Genomic DNA, 21,912 nt, shown 5'->3' on the forward strand with positions numbered 1-21,912 from the left:
AAACTGTTTGTCATCATAAAATAAAAAGGAGACAAAAATGAAAAAATTAGGTTTACGTCATTACACACCGAAAATATTCTTATGGTTTGGATTGATAGCACTGTTCTTTCCAGCTATGAACATTGAAGCCGCCTCGCCTCCTCCTTCAAGCTCAAGCTATTACATGGACACGATCGATACCGTTACTCTCTATGAAATGGGCTACCAAAAAGGACGTGCAGATTTCAGTAAAGCCGGGACACAGCAAAGCATCGTCATTCTTGACTTTGGCGGCCAGCCTTCACCCACTACTGTTTCACTTAGAGGAATGCCTGATGCCACTCTCGATCAAGTAAAAAATGCGGTACAAGCCTATTCCCGAGGTTATTGGAAAGGAACGGGATCTGATAACTATTCGACTGTTCAAGTGATCGTTGGTACTAATAATTCGTATACCGTAACAAATGAAGGCGGCCGAAACTTTGCAAATATGGTAGATGCCATCAATGCCCATAACACAGCAAACTCCTATTCTGACCAAGTAGAAGTGGATGGTGGGAACGATATGGAGCCGGGCTATGATGATACGGTAAGCACGAGAGACTGGGTAAAAGGTTATGATGCAGTTAATAGCTATTCTCTTTACAATTATGGAAGTGCTGATGGATGCTACCATACAAACACAAACACGGGAACAACTAATTATTCTTGTAATAACGGATGGACCTATAACGATATTTATTACATTTCATGGGGAGCATCGCCATCATGGCCACTTCCACAAGTTTATGATAATAGCGGAGATATGGCAGAACAGTGGCAAAACATAAACAAGTACTCCGCTGTTTCACAAAACAACCAGATGAAATTTGGAGCTTCCTTAACCCAAGCCGGAGCCTGCCAAGACGTTGGCTGTCATTGGGAACTTGACAATACACCCAGCCAGGGCTGGACACAGTTAATCAATGAGCTCAACAGTGATGCCATTACAGCCGAATCAACTAAATTTCCTATTCTATCAACGGATATTCAGTGGCACTAATAATAGGTAAAGGAGTGAAGGAAATGAATAAAATTTGGATCGCATTACTCACTGTAGGAGTACTCTCTTGTGCGGGAATTAGCTATTATCATGTTTCTGCTTCTAATACAGAATATGGCGCTTTGCCAAAAGAAAAACAGGAGATCCAGGAACGAAAAGACAAAAATAAAATTAAAGCAAAAAACGACAGTATTACAAAAAACAACACGAAGGATGGTCCACTTGTTATCCAAAAAGACCGTACCGTAACACCTCAAATCATCAAGAAAATAGAAGACCCAGTAAATGATCAACGTATTCGGTTCACGAATGGCTGGGTCAGTCCGGTTAACCATCAGGAAATGAGTGCCCGCGGGGTAACCGTTGAGACTGGAGCTCTTAAGTCAGATCCCGCTCAAGGTATTGTTGTTGTATTAACAGATGGTGAAAAAAGAAAGTTTGTCGATTCAAAAGAATATAAGACTCCTTCAAAACATGGAGAAGTTAGAGTTATAGATTATGATGGATTTGATCTCACTTTAGAGGCAGAAGACAAAACCAGATGGACCTTTAATGTTCCGACAGGGACTTTTAAATAGGTTTGATTTGATTAAAACAAAGAAAGTGGACTAGGAATAATTTTCCTGGTCCACTTTCTTATTTTAAATAAAATTACCATTTAATCATCTAAAGATACATAATCACACAGTTCTATAATCTGCCCTTGCGAATGAACAGGATTCATATAGATTAGTCGACGTCCAAAAGGGTTGATCCGGTATGTGTCTTTTAAAAAAGTATAGCCCCTGCTTTCAAAATCTTTTATGGTCTCAAGCAGGTTATCTACTTCGTACGCCAAATGATGCACACCTTTACCGTTCTGCCTGATAAAACGCTCAATAGGCGAGGTCCTGCTCGTTGGTTCCAGAAGCTCGATGACCTGGTTTTCCATTTCAATAACAGCGATATGCGTTTCAACTCCAGGCTTTTCACTTGTATAACGTTCCGTGAGCTTACCACCCAATACATTTGTATAAAATTCAATCGCCTCATCTATTCTTCTTACGGCAATTCCAGTATGATCCAGCCGCATTTCAGTCACCTCTTCCTCTTGTTGAGTAGAATTATAGATGCTTTAAATCGTTTTCGCAAAAAAGGGCGATTCTCTATAAAAGAACCACCCATACAACAATTATTTGATTCTTATTTTCTCGTTGCCCTTTATCCAAGATGGATAATAGCTAAGTTTAAGTTTGATAGGCTCTTTTCGTGTTGAAAGACCAGTTATATAAACTCCATTTACTTGAGTACCTTCGGAAGAAGTAGTCATATAATTAGAGGCTAACTCTATCTTTTCTCCTGATATCTCAAAAGCCTCACTAAACATGCTATAAGGAAACTCTTTCATTTTCATAGTAAACGCTAGATCATTTCCAACCACTTTTAAATCTTTTATCATGTTTACTTCGGGTTGCTTTAGAATCTTTTGTTGTTGCGGATCTACGATTACATACAATTCATTTTTATTGACCGCTTGTGCCTTATTTAAAACCAGGTAAAGTTCTTTTGGTTCATGAAAATAGTTACTTTGAAGATAAATCTCCTGTTTTGCACCATTTTCACCTGCTCCTGTTACGCCATTCAAAATCTTTCCCCAAACCTCACCCTTTTCATCTACAATACGTAAATCATCAAAATTAAGAATTTGCTTTTCATTATTTGGATCGGCTTCTAAATACACTGCAATTCTTAGAGGGTACACGATTATTTTTTCAACATTTATCTTTTGACCTTCTAATTCCATCGTTTGATTTATAGGATACTCTTTTTTCTTTTTAAAATCTTTTAAAGTAAACGGCAAAGAGTATTTTTCTCCGCTTACCTCAATATCAACAATGTATTCTTTAGCAGTTAAAGGTGCTTCAAAGAAATACTCAATCTCTCCACTATATGAATGTTGACCTTTCTCTGATTCATGAGGAGCACCATAAGAAATAGATGCCTCGTCAAGAGGAGTGCCATCCTTTGCTCTTAGTTTGACCTTATCAATCATCATTGATTTCTGCTTTTCTTCAGAGTGGAGCGTATAATACAGAACAATCCCCATTTCATCTGCAATCGTTCCATCCAATGTGACTTTCAGACCATCTTTCACCTCAGAAGTTACACCTAGTTCTTGATAATATTTATTTTCTACTGCAGCCAGTCTTCCTTTATCATCCCTGATGAGTTCAACGATTTTTTCCATCCCCGGAATCTCTGAAATGTAGCTGGCAAACACAGGAGAAATTCGAATCGATGAAAATAATCCGATGAATAAAAGAGCTGCAGCAATAAAACCATATATACTGTTCTTTTTCCTTTTAGATTTCCGTTCTTCTAATTTAGCTTTATTTAATCCTGTCATAATGGCTTGATCCAATTTATCAAGTGATAATGGGATGTTGTCATATTCTTTCTTAAAGTTGTTTAATTGTTCCTCTTCTCTTTTAAACATTCAGATTACCTCCTCTCTCTTCAAGTTTTTCTCTAAGTGCTTTCAGCGCTTTGTTCAGCCAAGTCTTAACTGTCCCTTCTGGGCACTGCATGGTTCCAGCGATATCTTTAATCTTCAAGTCATGAAAGTATTTTAACGTCAGTATTTCACGTGAAAGTTCGTCCAGTCCAAGCATCGCATCCCGAAGTTCCATCTCTGAATGATTCTCTGTCACCCCAATGGATTTCAGCACCTCTTCATTAATAACGACTCGCTTTTGCTTTTTAAGATGATCATTGCAATAGTTGATCATGATTCGAATCAGCCAAGTTTTAAAATAAGAAGCCTCTTTTAATTTCCTGATTCCTTTATAAGCACGGTAGGTTACTTCCTGTATCGCTTCTAACGCTTCCTCCTCATTCCGTAAAAAGGAGAGCGCTGTTTTATATAAATCCACTTTGTATATTTGAATGAGCTGTAAAAAAGCATCATCGTTCCCTTTAATCGCCTTTTTCACTAATTGTTCTGTCTCCAACTTCTCGCCTCCTAACCCCTTACCTATATATTAGACCCTGGAATGTGGAAAAAGTTTTACAGAAATAAAAAAATCCTTTTAAAAAGGATTTTTTTACATTTTTATGGAGTTGACGCACTAGATTTCACTAGAAACAGTTTCATTTTCAAATTTATCTCTTATATATTCTTTTTGCCTATCAATATCATCTTCTTTAATTCCATAGATTCTCCAAACTCTTAATCCTTGATTTAAAGATTCTATAATTTGAGTTGCCTTAGCTAATTCTTTGTAGGAGGTTACATAAAATCTCCCTTTTGATTTTTCAAGTAATTTTGCTCCATTGTTAACATCTTTTAAGGGAAACCTATTGCTTTTAAATAAGTATATATCTTTAAACTCTTTCTTCATATTTGGATAGATTTCATCTAGTATTTTAGAGAGTTCAGTGGTAGAGTTTGCATCTGAAATAAATTCATCTTTCTCAAAGACTCTTTTCCATAACTTTCTTCCTCTTAATCTCACAAGAGCATTGAACTTTTTATTATGACCATCTTCCTTTGAAGATTGATAAAAAGCAATTAATTTTTCTAAAAATGATTCATCTGTATTACTTAAATATATGGATTCAAATTCACTTGCTAAACTTTCTTTATTATCAAAATTAATATCCGCCCATTGTTTGACACTAATATTATTATCCTTGCAAATAAAATCTATTTTAGCCTTACATGCTTCATTAGTTTTATGACCATATACTTGTACATATAATTCGTATCTTGCTTGTAAAAAATTTTCTACTGCGTGAAGACCACTGTTTTTCAGACCAAGCCTGACTTCTTGTTTATTATCTACAAAAGCCATAAGAGTCTTTAAAACTCTTTCCTCACTATAATTTCCGTAAGGCACCCCAATGAAATAACTATCTCTTTTTAAATAATCCATTCTATCACAATCAATTGGTCCACTTGCCACAAGATCGTTTAATAGTGGAAGTAAATTATAATCGATACCATTAATATTTAATGTTAATGAACCAAGTGCTAATTCTGGTTTTAAAATCGTGAGTACATTTTTAATATTTTCTTTTTCAAACAAGTTTCTGTTTAATATTTTAAATGCAAAATACGAAGAAATATGCTCGTGTTCAACTCGAACATTAGCATTCCCTTTTTCTTTTTTTTCCTTATATTTAAGTATCATCGTATTAATAGCTTCATAAATTTCTATATTTTTTTTCAAATCAACATCGCTTTCAAGTATTTCTAAAAACTCTTCCACTGTTGGGGCAAACGAATCAAATAAATGAGATAATGGTCCGTGTCCAATATCGTGTAATAATGCGGCTAATCTAAGATTATAAAACGCCTTGGTAATTACATCAGAGTTTTTATCCCTTAAAGAAAAAATATCGATACCAATACCATCATGATTAGCTAGTTCATTTGGTATTTCCCTTAATTCGCATAAGTCAGATCTTTGTGCAGCAATAAAACCGTTTTCTAGTACGGATAGTAACATCTTTCCAGACAGATGCATCACACCAATTGAATGATCAAAACGGGTATGTTTTGCCGTTGGAAACACTTTATATAAGAATGAGTTTTGCCGGATAAAATGTAATCTGTTAAATAGTGGGTCTTCAATAATCTTCATTTCTTCATTACTTAATTTTATCAATCCATGTATAGGATCATGTATGCTTCTAACTAATTTTAAATTATGAAAGTCCATAATATACATCCTTCCTTTTTTATTTATTTATTATAACATTATTTTACAAATAATTTAAATTTTACATATTTACTATGAATTCTACAAATAAGTAGTAAAATATAAAAATAATATATGAAAGGGATGATATTATGTCAGTTCCTACCAAAGAAAATGAATTAAAATTGTTAATTGATGAAGAAGCATATAGCAAATTATTAAAACACATACCTTTGAAACAACAATATGATCAAATAAATTATTATTTTGATACTCCCACTCACACATTAAATGCAAGTAATATAACTCTTAGAATCAGGAATCAAGATAACAAATTCTTATTATGTTTAAAAGTTAAAAATAAAAAAAATATGCACTCTAATTTTCTCTCTTCACTTGAATATGAAAATGAAATCGATAAGTATGTATTTGAAGAGGTTATTAAAAGTCCATTTAAGTTGTCAGATGTGATTCCTTCAGAAGCCTATAATATAATCTCAAAAATAATTAATTTCAGGGAATTGAAATATATTGGGAATATCCATAATAGCCGGAGCCAATTATCTTTATTCAATGAATTTCTTTTTGAGCTAGATAAAACAAATTTTCCTAATAATAAAGTATGTTATGAATTAGAGGTAGAGGGATTATCTACTGAAGACGACAGTGACAAAATTGTCGATTATTTAAATAAAATTAATATAAAATACAGTATTAATAAAGCAAGTAAGTATAGTAGATTTATTAAATCAATATGCTATTAAACATTCATAGGCTGCTCTAAGGTGGAAAAACCTTCAGGACAGCCCTTTTTAAATACTTGTTTAATTAAAACATCCCCAACGCCTTCTTTGTCGCTGGTCCTACAATTCCATCTACTTTTAGTTTTTTAGCTTTCTGAAACTTACGTACAGCTGCGTCTGTATTATTTCCAAAGATCCCATCGATTCCTTTTGTGCTATACCCTAAGTTAGTCAGTCTGCGCTGCAGCTCCATGACTTCAGCTCCGCGGCTGCCTTTTTTCAGGTTTACGATCGAGAAAACTGGTACTGTTGAGCCGTTTGTTATTTTATAACCATTCGCTGCTGCTATTGCTGGGAATGTCTTGCTTGAAGTGGTAATGACGACAGGTGTGTTCACAGGAATTCGTGCATAAAGCCATTGCACATCGTTGTTGTACATGCGGACGCACCCTGCACTTACATATTTTCCAATGGCATCTGCGTTATTGTTCCCATGAATCGCATACGTTGTTCCCCAAGTTCCTCTTGCATTTAAACCAAGCCATCTGTTGCCAAGAGGATTCCGAGGATCTCCACCTGGTATATTACCGGTATAATAAGGTCTGTTTGTAATCTTGTTTACAATTTTAAATTTGCCTTCTGGTGTGTACGATGGCAGCTTACCCGTTGCCACTTTGAAGACTTTTGATAATTTATTATTCTCGAAATATGCCAGCTGGTTGGTGGATTTATTTATTACGATAAAAGACGAAGCTGCTGCTTTTGCCGGCTGCACTAAAAAGAACATAAAACAAAACATGAGTAACCCGATGACTAATTTTTTCGTTTTCATTCCTTCTCTCCTATTCTTTTTTGAAATAACAAATCCTCATATTCTATGCGAGGGAATAGGAGCTGCATTACTATTTTGCTAAAAAATTTAATCAAAAAATCATGAATATTAGGGTTGTACCATGAATAGACTGGTAGGTTATATTTAACTTAATAATTATGATCTGAAGGACTGAGTAAAGATGAGGAAAATTATCCTGAAAAACAACATAGAAGTGACCGTAAGAAGAGCAACTAAAGATGACGCCCAAAACATGATCGACTTTTACAATGTGGTTGGCGGTGAAACAGATTTCCTATCCTTTGGAGCAAACGAATTTAAGCGTGATCTTCGAGAATATGAGGAATACATCACAGCAACCTCTAATGAACAAAATTCAATCATGCTGCTGGCACTGATTGATTAAGAGATTATCAGCATCGCAACCATTAATTCCTCACAAAAAGAACGAACCAAACATGTTGGGACACTAGGAATCGTCGTCTCTAAAAAGTACACCGGCTTAGGATTAGGAAAGGTATTAATGAAAGATCTAATAGAATGGGCTAAACAAAACGGCTTGACCAAAAAGATCAGCCTCGTTACCAATGAAACGAATACAGTTGCTATTGAGCTTTATAAGAAGTTGGGATTTGAAGTGGAAGGTTTGTTGAAGAAAGATAATTTTATTAATGGAAATTATAATAACTCTATTATTATGGGACTGCTGTTATAGCTTTTCTATTGAAATACTTTTCGATCAATTCTGAAATTATTATTGACTTCTTTATTTTAAGATGCTAAATTTACTATTAATATTAAAATCAATGACGAGAAAGAGTAAGATATGATCCTGTTCCCCAGAGAAATCGGTGCTTGGTGAAAGCCGATGTACAGACCTTATCCGAAAATCATCTCTGAGATGCAAAGCTGATAATGTAAGCTTTGACGGGTCGTCCGCCGTTACAATGGAACACGTATAATCGTACGTTGACTGAGTGCCGCAAGCTTTTATTAGCTGCGGAATTAGGGTGGTAACGCGAGCTATAACTCGTCCCTGTTTTAGGGACGGGTTTTTTTATGTTCAAAAACAATAAAAGGAGAGATTACTTATGAGAAAGATGGACACCGTTTTTATTGGACTAATGTTATTTTCAATGTTTTTTGGAGCAGGAAATTTAATCTTCCCTCCATTTTTAGGAGCAGAAGCTGGATCATCTTACTGGCTTGCTATGGCAGGATTTATCGTTACAGGAGTTGGACTTCCTTTTGCCGTATTATTTGCTGTTTCACTAGTAAAAGGAGGAGTTCAGACCATTGGCAACCGCGTTCATCCAGTGTTCAGCACAGTCTTCATGGTAGTCATCTATTTAAGTATCGGACCGTTCCTTGCCATCCCAAGAAACGCAAACGTTGCTTATGAGATGGGTGTTAAACCATTCTTGAGCAGTAATTCCAACGCAGTACTTATTCTCTTTTTATTCACGGCTGTCTTTTTCGCACTTGTCTATGCAGTCAGCCTAAATCCATCAAAGATGGAGAAATATATGGGACGCTGGATCACGCCAGTCTTGCTCTTAGCGATGGTTGTGCTATGTACAGTAGGATTTGTTAAGTTGGATGCTCCACTTCAGTCCCCAACTGCTAACTATCAATCAGGAGCTTTTTCAACAGGATTTATTGAGGGATATAACACAATGGACGCACTTGCTGCACTTGCTTTTGGAATTGTTATTCTTACAGCAATTCAACAAAGAGGCGTTCAAGATCGAAAGCAATTAACAAACTATACATTAAAAGCAGGTTTGATCGCCGGAACATTACTTGCGCTGGTTTATGTTAGTTTAGGGTTAATCGGTGGAAAGATGGCAGCAGCAGGTTCCTTTGAAAATGGAACAGATATTCTTTCAGCAGCCTCCACTCTATTGTTAGGTGGAAGCGGAACAGCCTTTCTAGGTGTAATTTTTACATTAGCTTGTTTTACTACCGTTGTTGGACTAACATCTGCGTGTGGTCAATATTTCTCAAATCTACTTCCCAAAGTTAGCTACAAAACGGTAGTCTTGCTGGTTACACTTGTAAGTTTTACACTCTCTAATCTTGGTCTGAACCAGATCCTAAAAGTGTCGGTGCCGTTTTTAGTCACAGCTTATCCATTAACAATCGTATTAATTACACTTACGTTTTTTAACCGTTTCTTCAAAAATCCAAAAAAAGTGTATGGCAGTGCCATTCTATTTACAGGTGTATTTGCCCTGATGGATGGATTACTTGCTTTCGGTATTGAATTAGGTCCGGTTCATGTTGTTAAAGATATCCTTCCGCTATCCTCGATGGGATTACAGTGGATCCTTCCTGCTCTTGTTGGTACTGGCGTTGGAATGGTTATCAGCAACTTCAGCAAAAAACCTTCAACACTAGATTCGTTAGAAGCAAAAGCTTCGTGAGTTGAACTAAAGTCATGATTTCCCTTGGCACAAAAAAAGGTACTTGCGTCTCATCACAGCGCAAGTACCTTCTTTAATTATTCTCCTTTAATCTCAAGCAGCTTCTGTCTCAACCCGATCTCCATCGTTGCAAGCTCTTCTTCTGCTAAACGTCGCTTCATGCGGCCTTCCTCTTGGATTCGAAGCGTTTCTTCAAGGGTTGACAGTAAGTTTTCCTGTGTTTTCTTCAACGTTTCGATATCAATTAAACCACGCTCATTCTCTTTCGCAGTTTCAATTGTATTGGTTTTAAGCATTTCTGCATTTTTTAATAACAGTTCATTTGTCGTTTTGGAAACCTGTTTTTGAGCTTCTACAGCATTACGCTGTCTGATCAGTGTGAGTGCGATCGCCACTTGGTTTTTCCATAGCGGAATAGCCGTCATGATGGACGACTGAATTTTTTCAACAAGTGCTTGGTTCGTATTTTGGATCAAACGAATTTGCGGTGCGCTTTGTATCGTGATTTCACGGCTCAACTTCAGATCATGCACTCGTTTATCCAAGCGATCAGCAAACTGGACCATATCGTTTACTTCTTGGAACTTCATTTGATCATTTGTTTGTTCCGCCACTTTTCTCATCTCAGGAATCGTTACTTGATTCAGCTCATCAAGCTTCAACTCACCTGCCGCAATATAAACATTCAGCGCCTGGAAGTATTCCTTATTGTTCTCATACAGCTTTTCGAGCATTACGATATCTGACATGAGGACATTCTTGCTTCCGTCCAATTTTACCGAGATGCGATCAATCTGTGCACCCGTCTTCTGATACTTGGAAAGCACTTCTTGAACAGAACCGGAGATCTTACCAAACATGCGGCCGATTAATGTTGGTTTGTTTGACTTTAATTCTTCAGGATTCACATCTTGAAGCTTTCTCATTAAGTCGCCAATGATTTCACCGATCTGACCTGTGTCTTTCTTTTTCACATGTTCAAGCATCGTATTTGAAAATGAATGAAGCTTCGCTTGTGCGGGTGCTCCGTAAGTGATCATAGTCTGGTGGTTTGTCGGATCGATCTGTTTAGCCAACTGATAAGCTTTTTCTTTGTTTTCTTCTGGCAGCACATCGATTAAACGGATCTGTTTATTTTCCCCCGGCTGCAGATTAGCTTCCTTCTCTTCACCAAAAGGATTAGCCAGCAAGTCATCCATTAGATTTGCCGGTTCATCTGTATTGTTAAACAGGGGTGCATTATTTTCTTTCATTTATATCTCCTGCCTTTTTAATAGATTGTGATTCTTTCAAAGATCTGATCGAATACTTCGCCACATCGATCTCATAATGAAGGTCATCTATATCATTTGACAAAACCTGGTATAAATCCTTTTCGATGTATTCTTTTAACTCATCAAGCGTTCGTTTTGTTTCCACTAAAGACTTTGTGAGTTCTTTCGTTTTTCTTGGCTGTGCTGTTAAAAACATATATTTCTCCGTAAGTTCGACAGCTGAATCCAAATGGGAAAAGTAAAATTGCTCAGCCTGGTAAAAACGTCTTGGCTCTTTCTGGGTTAAGCTTTGGATTTTCCGCACCACTCGTACCAAGTCCGCTCTTTGCTTTAACGTAGGCAGATCTCGGACAGAGAGCAGTGCCTTTTGCAAGCGATGAATCTTCGGTTTTGCTTCGTCTAAATTTCTTCTGATGTATTTATATTCTTGTCTTGATAGTTGATGGCTGCTAAGAAATCGCTGCTTTTGCAGAAGTCCTGTTGCAGTATATGCAGCAGCCCCGCCCGCAACGGCGATTCCAGATGACATGAGATACGTCTGGTCATACGCAATAATACTCGCCAGCCACACTCCAATAGAAGATGGGATAGCAACAAACATTCGGATAAAAAAGGCTAAAAATCCGTTCATTGTAATCGACTCCTGACATAAACTCTTACTTATTCATACGAATGTACAAGTTTCAGAGTTTCGTTTTCCAATAAAAAAGTTTACTTATTATATGTTTCTAGTATTACCTTATCGAAACCTTCCTAAAATAACCATGGCTTCAGGAAGTAATCTGTTCTAAGACTTAAGGCGTATTTTATAAAAAAACTCACCCTGTAAAAAAGATGGTGAGTTTTGATTTTTATGTAATTAAGTTAGTATTCCAGCGGGTTTTCTCCAAAAGCTTCCCATAAAAGCGGAAACTTTTTTCTAAGACCCTCATCATCATCTTCATCCCAGTCAAATTCGATCTCTGGCTGAATATATGAATGGTTCGTTAACTTTTCGTACAAATCATGATAATCTTCATCATCCTGACCCGTCTTTTCTTCAAACGCTTCACACGCCACAGACAATAATTCTTCAAGCTGCGGCATTTCATCTTGCTCTTCTACTAGTTTTAAATAAGGCAAAAGAGTCTCAGGATCTTTTATAGCAGCCTCATAAGGCTCTTTTCCGAGATATAACAGAAATGCTCTGAAATAATCAAAACAATCATCAGAACAGCCGCCCATAATGATGTATGCTGCAGCCCAGAGGTCTGATGTGTATGACTTTGAATAATATTTATTTAATATGAAATCAAATGTAACTATATCTTTTACTGGTCTTTTTGAAAGCTGTGTCATAAGCCATTCCATCTGCTCTTCAGCATCGTCGCCTTTTTCTTTACATTTATCGATCAGTTCCCAAAATAGCGTTTCTGTCATGGTTGTATCTTTTAAAATAAGATTTGTTGATTCTGCAGGTAAATAGCCCTTCTTTATCTTTGAGCGGATGAGCTTGTCTATTTCTTTACGGCATTCATCTTCGGATTCAAACGTTTTTGTTTTTATCGCTCCAACCGTTCCTACTTTTCCATAGATAACAATAAAAGAATTTCCTGTTTGGCTGATTTTCCAAAATTTATTTGAAGTATCATCTTGATAAAAAAGTAAAGTTTCCATATAGATTTACCCCTCATCTTCCTTTTCCAACTTAACCCTGCACTTCTATGTTAATACAAAACAAAGACGCTGAATATGTATATATCACATAAACAGCGCCTTTAGCTTATACTCACAATATTCACTTAAACTTTCTTTCCTTTCTTACTAATACACAATGCTAGTTATTTATCCCATAACTAGACTTCAATTAATTGTCCGTTCAATCAATTGCCTTGCATTAGATCAATATTTTTCCTTCACTCTGGTAATTTCCCACATGCCCACAAGCTGCGAAAATAGTTTTCACCGGCTATTTTCATCTGCAACATGATCTTAGCATGCTTCGCTCACATACGTCATTGGAATCATCCTCTTTCCGTAATGTGTATTTGCGCGTCCCCGCATATCCACACATCTCGAAATCAGTTTTCACGGGCTGATCTCTACCTGGATGTGATTTAATATGCTTCGCTTACTTGCGTCATTGGAATCACGCCTTCCTTGTAAAGGTTGTGTTTCTTTGTTAACTACATATTAACCTATTCTGAATTTATTTTAAATATTCAGAATAATCAATATTATGTGGTTTGAGCTGTTTTTATTCCACTTTTGTTTGTCATACTTCTTTTTTCGTAAAATTTCTTTTTATTTCATCATATTTCAACAATTTAATTATTAAACTCTATCCTTAGGCTTTCACCTATTTGTTTCTCCTCTCATAGTATGCATGTAGGAAACACAACTAACTAATAAGAGGAGTGTTTTTAACATTGACTGGAAAAATTTTAAATTACTACGCTGGCGGCAATACAGCAAGGGGTTTTCATAACTTATTCGAATCAAATCTTAACGGCCTTGAACGTCTTTTTATCCTTAAAGGCGGACCGGGAACAGGAAAATCTACTCTGATGAAAGCCATCGGTAAGAAATGGAACGACGATGGATATGATGTTGAGTACATCCACTGTGGTTCTGATAATGGCTCAATCGATGGAGTCATTCTGCGAGATTTAAAGGTAGGAATTGTTGATGGAACGGCTCCGCATGTTATTGAACCCAAAGCTCCAGGTGCCATTGAAGAATACGTGAACTTAGGTATTGCCTGGGATTCCGGTAAGCTGGCTAAGAATAAGAATGAAATCCTGCAGCTGTCTGAGGAAATTTCTGCTGATTTCCAAACAGCTTATTCAATCTTTCATGAAGCCTTGCTTGTTCATGACGAATGGGAAAAGATTTATATCGAGAACATGGACTATAATAAGGCGAATGAACTTACAGATGAACTGATGCACAAATTATTTTCGAAAAAGCAGAACAAACAAGGTGAAGTCTATCACCGCTTTTTAGGAGCAGCCACTCCACTAGGAGCTAAAGATTTTGTCCCAAATTTAACTGAGGGTTTAAAGGAAAGATACTTTATTAAAGGACGTCCTGGTTCTGGCAAGTCTACTATGTTAAAAAAGCTTGCAGCGAACGCAGAAGCATCGGGTTATGATGTTGAGATTTATCACTGCGGATTTGATCCGAACAGTCTTGATATGGTCATTGTGAGAGAGCTCGGTTTTGCGATTTTTGACAGTACTGCTCCGCACGAATATTTTCCTGAGCGGTCAGGTGATTCTATTGTGGATATGTACGCAAAAACGATCACACCAGGTACAGACGAAAAATATGCTGCTGAGCTAAAGGTTATAAGCTGGCGATATTCAGAAAAAATGAAAGAAGCGATCAGCTTTTTAGCAGAAGCAAAACGAAAGCATGATGAGCTAGAAAAATATTATATTGGAGTGATGGATTTTAAAAAGATTGATGAAATTGAGAAGTCGCTAAATGCGGAAATTGAAAAAAGAGCTGCTGCAAGACAAAAATAAGATACCTCTAGGTCGCCATTTTTGGATGGCGGCTTTTTTTGTTATGATGATTACATGTTAAATCATACATATGGAGGACTGGATATGAATACTAAGGAAGGCAAATTGGTCCAAGATCTTTACCAACGCTTTTTGAATGCATGGAATGAACGAAATGCTCGAGCTATGGCTGATCATTTTACCGGAGATGCCGAGATGATCGGCTATGATGGAAGCCAGGCGATCGGTCGTGACGAAATTTATTCACATCTGAGTCCTATCTTCGAAAACTTTCCTACACCACCTTATCACGGGAAAGTGAAAAGTGTTTCTTTTTTAAGCGATAACGCTGTGATCCTGCGTGCGATTGCTGGAATGGTCCCAATCGGAAAGACAGAACTTTCCCCTGAGCTGAATACACATCATACAGTCGTTGCGGTAAAAGAAGGCGAAAGCTGGCTCATTAAGCTTTTTCAAAACACACCCGCACAGTTTCATGGCCGACCAGAACTTTTAGAAAAAATGACGGATGAGCTAAAAGAATTGATTAATAAGTAAAAGAACCCGCTGGCTGCCAGCGGGTTCTTCTCTATAACTAATGTTTACCTAATAAGTCCAATATACCTTTGTAGATCAATACAGCTGCGAACACTAAAACGGTTAGGATAGCGATAATCTTGATCGCAGGACCGAACGCAGCTAAAAACGTTCCGCCTAACGGCAATCCGAGTAGAAAATAACCAGCTAGTAGAGCACCAATCAATGTTAACACGTTTGTATTAGACATATTGCGCCTCCTTATAACAGATTTTTCTGCTTGTTATAAGGTATGCACGATTGGGGCAAGTGGTTAACAGAGGATATTCTGTCGGGTTTTCTAGATAATCTTGTCCACTTGCTATTTTAATAGACTCGTATAGTCTTTCTTCGGTACAATGCCCTCTTCTCCGGCACGATTTAACAGCGTAGTAATAGCTTCAAAACCTTTATCTCCAAGATCAGCGGTAAAATCATTTACATAGAGATTAATGTGAGACTGCGCTACTTCTGGAGACAGCTCACTCGCATGCTGCATCACATAATCTTTCGAAGCTCCAGGATTCTGCCACGCATATTCTACTGATTCTATTATCCACTTTGTAATAGATTCTAAATCTAGTGAACGGCGGGCGATAATCGCGCCTAACGGAATCGGAAGCCCTGTATCTTCTTCCCACCAGTTCCCCATATCCGCAAGCATCGTCAGTCCATAGTCTTGGTACGTGAATCTCGCTTCATGAATAACAAGACCGGCGTCGATCCGTCCATCTTTAACGGCTGGCATAATCTCATTAAACGGCATCACGATGATCTCGCCAACTCCGCCGGGAACATTTTGTGCAGCCCACAAACGGAACAGCATATAAGCAGTGGAACGTTCGCTCGGAACAGCGACCTTCTTACCAGAAAGCATCTCAGGACTTGCATCACCTGACTGATTGACGAGAACGAGCGGACCGCAGCCGCGCCCTAGTGCACCTCCACATGGAATAAGTGCATATTTATCTAACACCCATGGCAGTGCGGCATAAGAAATTTTCAAAATATCAAGTTCATCTGATCGAGCCGCTAGACCATTTGTTATATCGATATCTGCATATGTAACGTCAAATTCAGGTGCACCAGGCACAAGACCATGAACCAGAGCGTGAAAAACAAACGTATCATTCGGACAAGGAGAAAAAGCAATACTCATTTTACTCATTACAAAACCTCCACAATAACTTTACTGGCTGATTCCAGTGTAACTAATGCATCTTTAATCCGCCAAGCAGAACGATCCCGGGGACCGATTGGGTTAGAGATGGATCGAATCTCTAAAACTGGCAAACCAAACTCTTTTGCCGCCATCGCCACTCCGTACCCTTCCATCGCTTCAGCCAATGCACCAGGTTCACGCTGTTGCAGTTTAGAGGTTGTTTCTGCAGTCCCTGTTACCGTTGATAACGTTAAAATGTTTCCAGCTTGCACAGGTATATTTGCTGCTTTAATCGATTCCAATAAAATTTGAACTAAATCACTATCCGTTTTCACACGGGTAGAAGCTCCAAACCCGAGCTCGTCCAATGTAATAAAACCTTCTGGCGATTCGGCACCTAAATCAGCAGAAACTATTTCGTTAGCAATCACGAGTGAACCAACCTCTGCTTTCTCTTTAAATCCGCCGGCTATGCCCATGTTTATAACAAGGTCATATTCGTCAGCTGCCAAAGCTTTTGCCGTCTGGATCCCAGCAGAAATAGGACCGACGCCTGCCAGCTTAACGTCAATCCTTGAATCCGTGCCAATTCCTCGCAATATGGCATCCCGTTCTGCTTCTACTGAGGTCATGATTAAAATGCGGCGATATTTATTCATTGAGATCCCTCCGCGTTTTTAGCTTAACTTTTTAATGAAAACCACTTTCAGATAGTTACCTTCTTTGAACTCTTTATGTGTCTTGAAATCTGCAGGAAGTTTGTATTCCTCTAAGATTTCATACGTACCACCTGTTTGTTTAAATGCTGATGCAATAAAGTCTTTGAACTTTCTCATACCGAACGTACTGCAGTTGGATGATGCCACAATAACTCCATTTTCTTCTGTAATCTGAATCGCTTGTGCCAGCAGCTCAGGGTAATCCTTCCCTGCACTGAAAGTATGCTTTTTTGAGCGGGCAAAGCTTGGCGGGTCGAGAATGACAAGATCAAACGAAAGCTCTTTTCGAACCGCATACTTAAAATAGTTGAATACATCTTCCACAATGATGTCGTGATCTTCGTAATCCAGGCCGTTCACACTGAACTGCTCCTGTGTTTTGCTTCTGCTCCTGTTTGCCAAGTCGACACTTGTTGTTTTTGTTGCTCCCCCTAGTGCAGCTGCAACTGAAAAAGCACCTGTATACGAGAACGTGTTTAATACCGTTTTTCCTTTTGCATATCGGTCACGAATCGTTTTACGAACGTCTCGCTGATCTAAGAAAACACCGACCATCGCGCCATCGTTTAAATAAACCGCAAAGTGGATGCCATTTTCTCGTACAATTAAAGGACTTGGCGCTTGCTCACCTTCCACAAAGTCATCATCATCGATGTACTTTCCTTTTACAGCAAAACGCTTTTTCTCATAAAGTCCCTTTACCTTAACGACGTTTTTAAGTGACTCGATCACTTCCTCTTTAAACGCATAGATTCCTTCACTATACCAAGTGAGGACATAATAGCCGTTATAATGATCAATTGTCAGTCCGCCGATTCCGTCTCCTTCGCCGTTAAAAACACGGAACGCCGTCGTTTCATAATCGTTGTACAGTGCTTCTCGATGATTGATCGCTTTCTTTATTTTCTTTTCGAAAAAGCTTTGATCGATCACTTCTTGGGAATTTTGAGTCAGGACCCATCCTCGTCCTTTATTCTGCTTGCCGTAGTACCCTTTTCCAAGGAACACATTCTTGTCATCAAACAGCTCGATGATTGTACCTTCTTCTTTTACATTGCTGATATTTTGAACAGCATCCTCTGTAATAAGAGGATAGCCAGCTTTTAAGCCCTTCACATATGAAGATTTCACTTTTAACCGGACGTTCTTTTTCATAATGTCACCCGTTTCCCATTCTCATTTTGAAGCAAAAACACTTTAATCATAAAATAGCTTACTTCATCAGGAAGCAATTCTTTGATCGGCTTTAACTTTTCTCCGCCAGCCTGCTGGATGGCGTTCTCGATCTCAGCGATGTATTCATCTGGAATAAGATCTTCCATGTGAACGTCCATCCCTTCCTGCATGCATTGAATCAGGTGGCTTTCTACTGTACTTACAGCCAGATTCCGATGCTCCGCTATTTCTTCAACAGACATTTCCTCTTTATAAAACGTGTATGTTTCAAGGTGAGAATTTGGTGTCGATTTTTTCTTATTAGGGTCTGTCCCCGGGACAGACCCTTTCACTGCATTTTCTTTGCGCTCGGGGTTTTGTACTAAAAACTCTAAAATAGCCTCAATAAACTGTTCACCATACTTCTCAAGTTTATTTTGGCCAACTCCTGTAACGGTTAAAAACTCTTCTTTTGTTTCAGGAAGTTTTACGCACATATCTTTCAACGCCGTATCTGCAAAAATAACGAACGGAGGCACGTTTTCTTTTTCTGCGATCGCCTTACGTACCGTTCTGAGCTCTTCAAACAATGGATCATCATTAGATACTTGCTTTGTCTTAACGGCTTCTTTTCGCATTACCGTTTCTTTACCTAACAGAACTTCTTTTCCTTTTTCCTTTATGTAAAGAGTCGGGAAAGAGCCATGCTCTACTGCAATCAGTTCTTGAGAGATAAAGAATTCGATAAAGTCGGTAACTTCTTTTATGCTTTTTTCTTTCATCATGCCGTATGTTGGCAGTTTGTGGAATCGCAGCTCCATCACTTTTTTATTTTTAGATCCTGTCAGCACTTGGGCGATGATCGTTTTACCGAATCTCTTCTGCCCCATCCGTACGATACAGGACAGCACGATTTGAGCTTCCCGCGTTACTTCAATGCTTTCTCGTGAATCCGTACAATTGCCGCAGCGTTCGCATGGAGGAATTTCTTCGTCACTAAAATAACGCACGATCATTTTTTGAAGACAGCTCTCTGTATGACAGTAATCCACCATGAGCTGCAGTTTCTCAAGTTCCTGTGAGATGCGGTCTGATTCACTCGACTGGTCAATCAGGAACCTCTGCACTTGAACGTCCTGAGAGGAATATAGCAAAATACATTCACTCGGAAGTCCGTCTCGGCCAGCACGGCCAGCTTCCTGATAATAGCTTTCCATATTTTTCGGCAGCTGAAAATGAATGACATATCGGATATTTGACTTATCGATTCCCATACCAAACGCAGATGTCGCGACCATTACAGAAGATTCATCTTGCAAGAACTGCTCCTGCTGCTCCATTCGCTCTTGGTCGTTCATCCCGGCATGGTAGCGTGAAACATGGATATCACTCTTTTTTAGATGCTCATACAGCTGATCAACCGTCTTTCGTGTCGCCGCATAAATGATACCCGCTTCTTTTTCGTTCTTTTTAATAAAATCTTTTAGAAAAGAGAGACGATCTTGTCCTTTAATCACTGAAAAAGAAAGATTCTCACGCTCAAAACCTGTTAAGACCGTTTTATTTTCATCGATATCCAGCGACCAGCAAATATCCTGGCGGACTCTTGGAGTAGCAGTTGCTGTTAACGCGAGAACAACAGGCCGCTTATGTAAGTTCCCTATCATTCTCTGGATACGCTGATAGCTCGGCCGGAAATCGTGGCCCCATTGTGAGATACAATGCGCCTCATCCACAGCTACTAATGGAATATCGATTTGTCTTAAATGATCCATAAAGTCATAGGATTCGAGTCTTTCTGGTGCAATATATAAAAGTTTATATTCTCCGCGCTTCGCCTTTTCAATCCGATCTCTTGTTTCTGCCGCTGTTATCGAACTATTAATGAAGGCCGCGGAAATTCCTAGCTGCAATAATGTATCAACCTGATCTTTCATCAATGAAATTAATGGAGAAATAACAATCGTTGTTCCTTCAAAAACAAGGGCAGGAATCTGATAGCAGATCGATTTACCTCCGCCTGTCGGCATGACACAAAGAGTATCTTCACCTGCTAAAACTGATTGTATCGCTTGCTCTTGTCCATTCCGGAATGAAGAATAACCGTAATGCAACTCTAGCATTTGCTTTGCTTTTTGTATCAAAACTTTTCTTGCCCCCCTCAGGTAGAGTCATCTCTTGATTATAAAGGTACAGCCCTAACATAGCAAAGACACATCTTACCGATTATATGTTATGAAAAGAGGCAGACTTATTATTAAAATGTGATACATTAGAAAATGGAGAAAATAGAAAAGGAGTTTTTACATATGACAAATCATGAAAACAACAATTTACCGCCAAAGACATGTTCGATTGAAAGACTAGTAACAATGCCATCAGATGTTGAAATGGTCATTGCAGGCAAGAAGACTGCTACTCGCCGTAACGGCAGATATGCTGATGTAGGCGAGATCATGGAATTGCATGGCCACAAGTTTGTGGTGGACAATGTTTACTCTCAGTCTTTAGGAGAATTAACGGACAAGCATGCTCAAGATGAAGGTTTTGAAACAGTAGAAGCTTATAAAGAAGCGATTTTATCATACCACCCAGGAATGCCTTGGCTTCCTCACATGCAAGTATGGGTGCACGAATTCAGTCCTGTTAAAGGTTAATAAACACTGGAATGGATTTGCTGTATAGGGGATTACTTTATATTCATATTCTCAGCGTTATTGTTTCTATTGGTCCCTTCTTTATCCTGTTTCCGATTATAAAAAAACTTCGGACAGCTGAAGATGCTGAAATGAACGCACATGTTGGTACATTTCGTTTTATCGTGTGGCTGGCCAAACACGCCGGTCATGTCCTAGTAGGATCAGGAGTTCTTCTATTGCTTTTAGGACCATGGACATGGAGTACACCATGGGTTTTAGTGACACTGATTATTTTATTTTGCTCCCTGTTCTTTTTGGCGCGTGCCTTTTCACCGACACTTCGCAGATTTGAAGAAGAAGGCAGCGATCAAAATTTATTGGCAGACAAATTGAAAAAAGCTGTGTGGATCTACCTTATTTTACTGATGATTATGTTGTGGTTCATGGTAGTGAAGCCATATTTATGGTAGAGAGAATGGAAGCTGGCTGATTGTGGCCGGCTTTTTTGTTTATCATAGTCTTGTCCGTTTCAGAAGGACACATTGTTAAATTTGTGGATTGAGGTCTGAAATTTGTGGATTGAACGCCAGAACTTTTGGATTGAAGTTGCTTTTTTCTGGATTCAGCACTGTTTTTTCTGGATTAACTGTATGGATGTCTTTTTGAAAAAGAACACGCTATTGAAAAAAGAATTTCTCTCTATATGTAGAATAGATATAGTAATAAGTCCTATATAAGGATTGGAGACCACCCGTGATGCAACTGCACCCTATTACTGTGATCGAAATTATTTTTACCGTCATTTTTCTTGGCGCACTTTACACTATTGCAATGCTTATTCCGAAAACCAAAAGAAAAATTGGTTTGTACGCCGCTGGCATTATCACTGTAATCGTTCTTGCCTTTTTTCTAATTCGTCCCCACTGGATCAACTACCAAGTTTCCATTAAAACAGATCAGCTGCATTCTTATTTAGAGAAAAAGTATCCTGGTGAGGAGTGGAAGATAACTAGAAGCAATGGGAGACAATACAATCCTTATCATTTGGAAGTAGAGTTTAGCAGCGAGAAAGGATGGAAGTATCTGTATTGGGTAAAAGATGCTGCTAACATTAAGCAAACTGGCTATTCTGTGCAAGATGGGGACACAAAAATTGAAGGTAAACATTTTCAGCCGGAAAACTGGTAACAATCCT

General features: G+C 38.3%; 24 protein-coding genes and 1 other annotated feature. Of the genes, 11 read left to right on the forward strand and 13 right to left on the reverse strand.

Annotated features, from left to right (window positions below):
• Positions 1-37 precede the first annotated feature (37 nt).
• Together UN64_RS16935 and UN64_RS16940 are read left to right on the forward strand one after the other, a co-directional pair.
• Positions 38-1,021, forward strand: coding sequence for a hypothetical protein (locus tag UN64_RS16935; RefSeq protein WP_077364940.1), 984 nt, complete (start codon positions 38-40; stop codon positions 1,019-1,021).
• A 23-nt stretch (positions 1,022-1,044) separates the two neighbouring features.
• Positions 1,045-1,599 (forward strand): hypothetical protein, encoded by a 555-nt coding sequence (locus UN64_RS16940; RefSeq protein WP_077364942.1) that lies wholly within the window; start codon positions 1,045-1,047, stop codon positions 1,597-1,599.
• Positions 1,600-1,679: 80 nt separating this feature from the next.
• Here the strand turns inward: UN64_RS16940 and UN64_RS16945 are convergent, their stop codons facing one another.
• The 4 genes from UN64_RS16945 to UN64_RS16960 form a co-directional block, all read right to left on the reverse strand.
• Positions 1,680-2,093, reverse strand: coding sequence for a VOC family protein (locus tag UN64_RS16945; protein ID WP_077364944.1), 414 nt, complete (start codon positions 2,091-2,093; stop codon positions 1,680-1,682).
• A gap of 99 nt (positions 2,094-2,192) precedes the next feature.
• Positions 2,193-3,497 carry a DUF4179 domain-containing protein gene (locus tag UN64_RS16950; protein WP_077364946.1) on the reverse strand — a complete coding sequence of 435 codons (1,305 nt, stop codon included), beginning with the start codon at positions 3,495-3,497 and terminating at the stop codon, positions 2,193-2,195.
• On the reverse strand, positions 3,490-4,011 hold the full coding sequence (locus UN64_RS16955) for a sigma-70 family RNA polymerase sigma factor (RefSeq protein ID WP_077364948.1): 522 nt from the start codon (positions 4,009-4,011) through the stop codon (positions 3,490-3,492). The genes UN64_RS16950 and UN64_RS16955 overlap by 8 nt, the downstream gene beginning before the upstream one ends.
• 117 nt (positions 4,012-4,128) lie before the next feature.
• Entirely contained in the window at positions 4,129-5,724 is a 1,596-nt protein-coding gene (locus UN64_RS16960) for an HD domain-containing protein (protein ID WP_077364950.1), read from the reverse strand.
• A 131-nt stretch (positions 5,725-5,855) separates the two neighbouring features.
• Here UN64_RS16960 and UN64_RS16965 point away from each other — a divergent pair, with 131 nt between their 5' ends.
• Positions 5,856-6,467 carry a CYTH domain-containing protein gene (locus tag UN64_RS16965; RefSeq protein ID WP_077364952.1) on the forward strand — a complete coding sequence of 204 codons (612 nt, stop codon included), beginning with the start codon at positions 5,856-5,858 and terminating at the stop codon, positions 6,465-6,467.
• Positions 6,468-6,531: 64 nt separating this feature from the next.
• Here UN64_RS16965 and UN64_RS16970 read toward each other — a convergent pair whose 3' ends face one another.
• On the reverse strand, positions 6,532-7,278 hold the full coding sequence (locus UN64_RS16970; protein WP_077364954.1) for a L,D-transpeptidase family protein: 747 nt from the start codon (positions 7,276-7,278) through the stop codon (positions 6,532-6,534).
• A gap of 181 nt (positions 7,279-7,459) precedes the next feature.
• On the opposite strand from UN64_RS16970, the gene UN64_RS21300 reads away from it, so the two are divergent.
• The 3 genes from UN64_RS21300 to brnQ all read left to right on the forward strand — a co-directional run bounded on the left by UN64_RS21300 (position 7,460) and on the right by brnQ (position 9,704).
• Entirely contained in the window at positions 7,460-7,684 is a 225-nt protein-coding gene (locus UN64_RS21300; RefSeq protein WP_245802067.1) for a hypothetical protein, read from the forward strand.
• 12 nt (positions 7,685-7,696) lie between these two features.
• Positions 7,697-7,993 carry a GNAT family N-acetyltransferase gene (locus tag UN64_RS21305; protein WP_281249477.1) on the forward strand — a complete coding sequence of 99 codons (297 nt, stop codon included), beginning with the start codon at positions 7,697-7,699 and terminating at the stop codon, positions 7,991-7,993.
• An 82-nt stretch (positions 7,994-8,075) separates the two neighbouring features.
• Positions 8,076-8,319, forward strand: a binding site (T-box leader).
• 50 nt (positions 8,320-8,369) lie between these two features.
• Positions 8,370-9,704 carry a branched-chain amino acid transport system II carrier protein gene (brnQ, locus tag UN64_RS16980; protein WP_077364956.1) on the forward strand — a complete coding sequence of 445 codons (1,335 nt, stop codon included), beginning with the start codon at positions 8,370-8,372 and terminating at the stop codon, positions 9,702-9,704.
• A 77-nt stretch (positions 9,705-9,781) separates the two neighbouring features.
• On the opposite strand, the gene UN64_RS16985 is transcribed toward brnQ, so the two are convergent.
• The 3 genes from UN64_RS16985 to UN64_RS16995 all read right to left on the reverse strand — a co-directional run bounded on the left by UN64_RS16985 (position 9,782) and on the right by UN64_RS16995 (position 12,634).
• The gene (locus UN64_RS16985; protein ID WP_077364958.1) at positions 9,782-10,957 is read right to left on the reverse strand and encodes a toxic anion resistance protein; all 1,176 of its coding nucleotides are present in this window, start codon (positions 10,955-10,957) and stop codon (positions 9,782-9,784) included.
• Positions 10,944-11,609 (reverse strand): 5-bromo-4-chloroindolyl phosphate hydrolysis family protein, encoded by a 666-nt coding sequence (locus UN64_RS16990; RefSeq protein WP_077364960.1) that lies wholly within the window; start codon positions 11,607-11,609, stop codon positions 10,944-10,946. Before UN64_RS16990 ends, UN64_RS16985 begins: the two co-directional genes overlap by 14 nt.
• Positions 11,610-11,842: 233 nt before the next feature.
• A complete protein-coding gene (locus UN64_RS16995; RefSeq protein ID WP_077364962.1) occupies positions 11,843-12,634 on the reverse strand; it encodes a DUF4240 domain-containing protein in 792 nt (263 codons plus the stop codon).
• A gap of 752 nt (positions 12,635-13,386) precedes the next feature.
• On the opposite strand from UN64_RS16995, the gene UN64_RS17000 reads away from it, so the two are divergent.
• Positions 13,387-14,487: a PRK06851 family protein gene (locus tag UN64_RS17000; RefSeq protein WP_077364964.1), complete on the forward strand. Its 1,101-nt coding sequence runs from the start codon at positions 13,387-13,389 to the stop codon at positions 14,485-14,487.
• 84 nt (positions 14,488-14,571) lie between these two features.
• Positions 14,572-15,024, forward strand: a complete 453-nt coding sequence (locus UN64_RS17005) for an SgcJ/EcaC family oxidoreductase (protein ID WP_077364966.1) — start codon at positions 14,572-14,574, stop codon at positions 15,022-15,024.
• Positions 15,025-15,061: 37 nt separating this feature from the next.
• Here UN64_RS17005 and UN64_RS17010 read toward each other — a convergent pair whose 3' ends face one another.
• From UN64_RS17010 to recQ, 5 genes are all read right to left on the reverse strand, one after another.
• A complete protein-coding gene (locus UN64_RS17010) occupies positions 15,062-15,253 on the reverse strand; it encodes a hypothetical protein (RefSeq protein WP_077364968.1) in 192 nt (63 codons plus the stop codon).
• A 111-nt stretch (positions 15,254-15,364) separates the two neighbouring features.
• Positions 15,365-16,201, reverse strand: a complete 837-nt coding sequence (locus tag UN64_RS17015; protein WP_077365207.1) for a 1,4-dihydroxy-6-naphtoate synthase — start codon at positions 16,199-16,201, stop codon at positions 15,365-15,367.
• Positions 16,202-16,209: 8 nt separating this feature from the next.
• Positions 16,210-16,863: a futalosine hydrolase gene (locus UN64_RS17020; protein WP_077364970.1), complete on the reverse strand. Its 654-nt coding sequence runs from the start codon at positions 16,861-16,863 to the stop codon at positions 16,210-16,212.
• Between the two features lie 18 nt (positions 16,864-16,881).
• Positions 16,882-18,078 carry a class I SAM-dependent rRNA methyltransferase gene (locus UN64_RS17025; RefSeq protein ID WP_077364973.1) on the reverse strand — a complete coding sequence of 399 codons (1,197 nt, stop codon included), beginning with the start codon at positions 18,076-18,078 and terminating at the stop codon, positions 16,882-16,884.
• Complete coding sequence (recQ, locus tag UN64_RS17030; protein WP_139343180.1) at positions 18,075-20,222, reverse strand: DNA helicase RecQ; 2,148 nt, start codon at positions 20,220-20,222, stop codon at positions 18,075-18,077. Before recQ ends, UN64_RS17025 begins: the two co-directional genes overlap by 4 nt.
• Positions 20,223-20,387: 165 nt before the next feature.
• Here recQ and UN64_RS17035 point away from each other — a divergent pair, with 165 nt between their 5' ends.
• The 3 genes from UN64_RS17035 to UN64_RS17045 all read left to right on the forward strand — a co-directional run bounded on the left by UN64_RS17035 (position 20,388) and on the right by UN64_RS17045 (position 21,905).
• Positions 20,388-20,735 (forward strand): ASCH domain-containing protein, encoded by a 348-nt coding sequence (locus UN64_RS17035; protein ID WP_077364976.1) that lies wholly within the window; start codon positions 20,388-20,390, stop codon positions 20,733-20,735.
• 17 nt (positions 20,736-20,752) lie between these two features.
• Positions 20,753-21,187, forward strand: a complete 435-nt coding sequence (locus UN64_RS17040; RefSeq protein ID WP_171978960.1) for a hypothetical protein — start codon at positions 20,753-20,755, stop codon at positions 21,185-21,187.
• A gap of 283 nt (positions 21,188-21,470) precedes the next feature.
• On the forward strand, positions 21,471-21,905 hold the full coding sequence (locus UN64_RS17045) for a hypothetical protein (RefSeq protein WP_139343182.1): 435 nt from the start codon (positions 21,471-21,473) through the stop codon (positions 21,903-21,905).
• Positions 21,906-21,912 lie beyond the last annotated feature (7 nt).

The organism is Fictibacillus arsenicus (genome assembly GCF_001999465.1).
Lineage (GTDB): Bacteria > Bacillota > Bacilli > Bacillales > Fictibacillaceae > Fictibacillus > Fictibacillus arsenicus.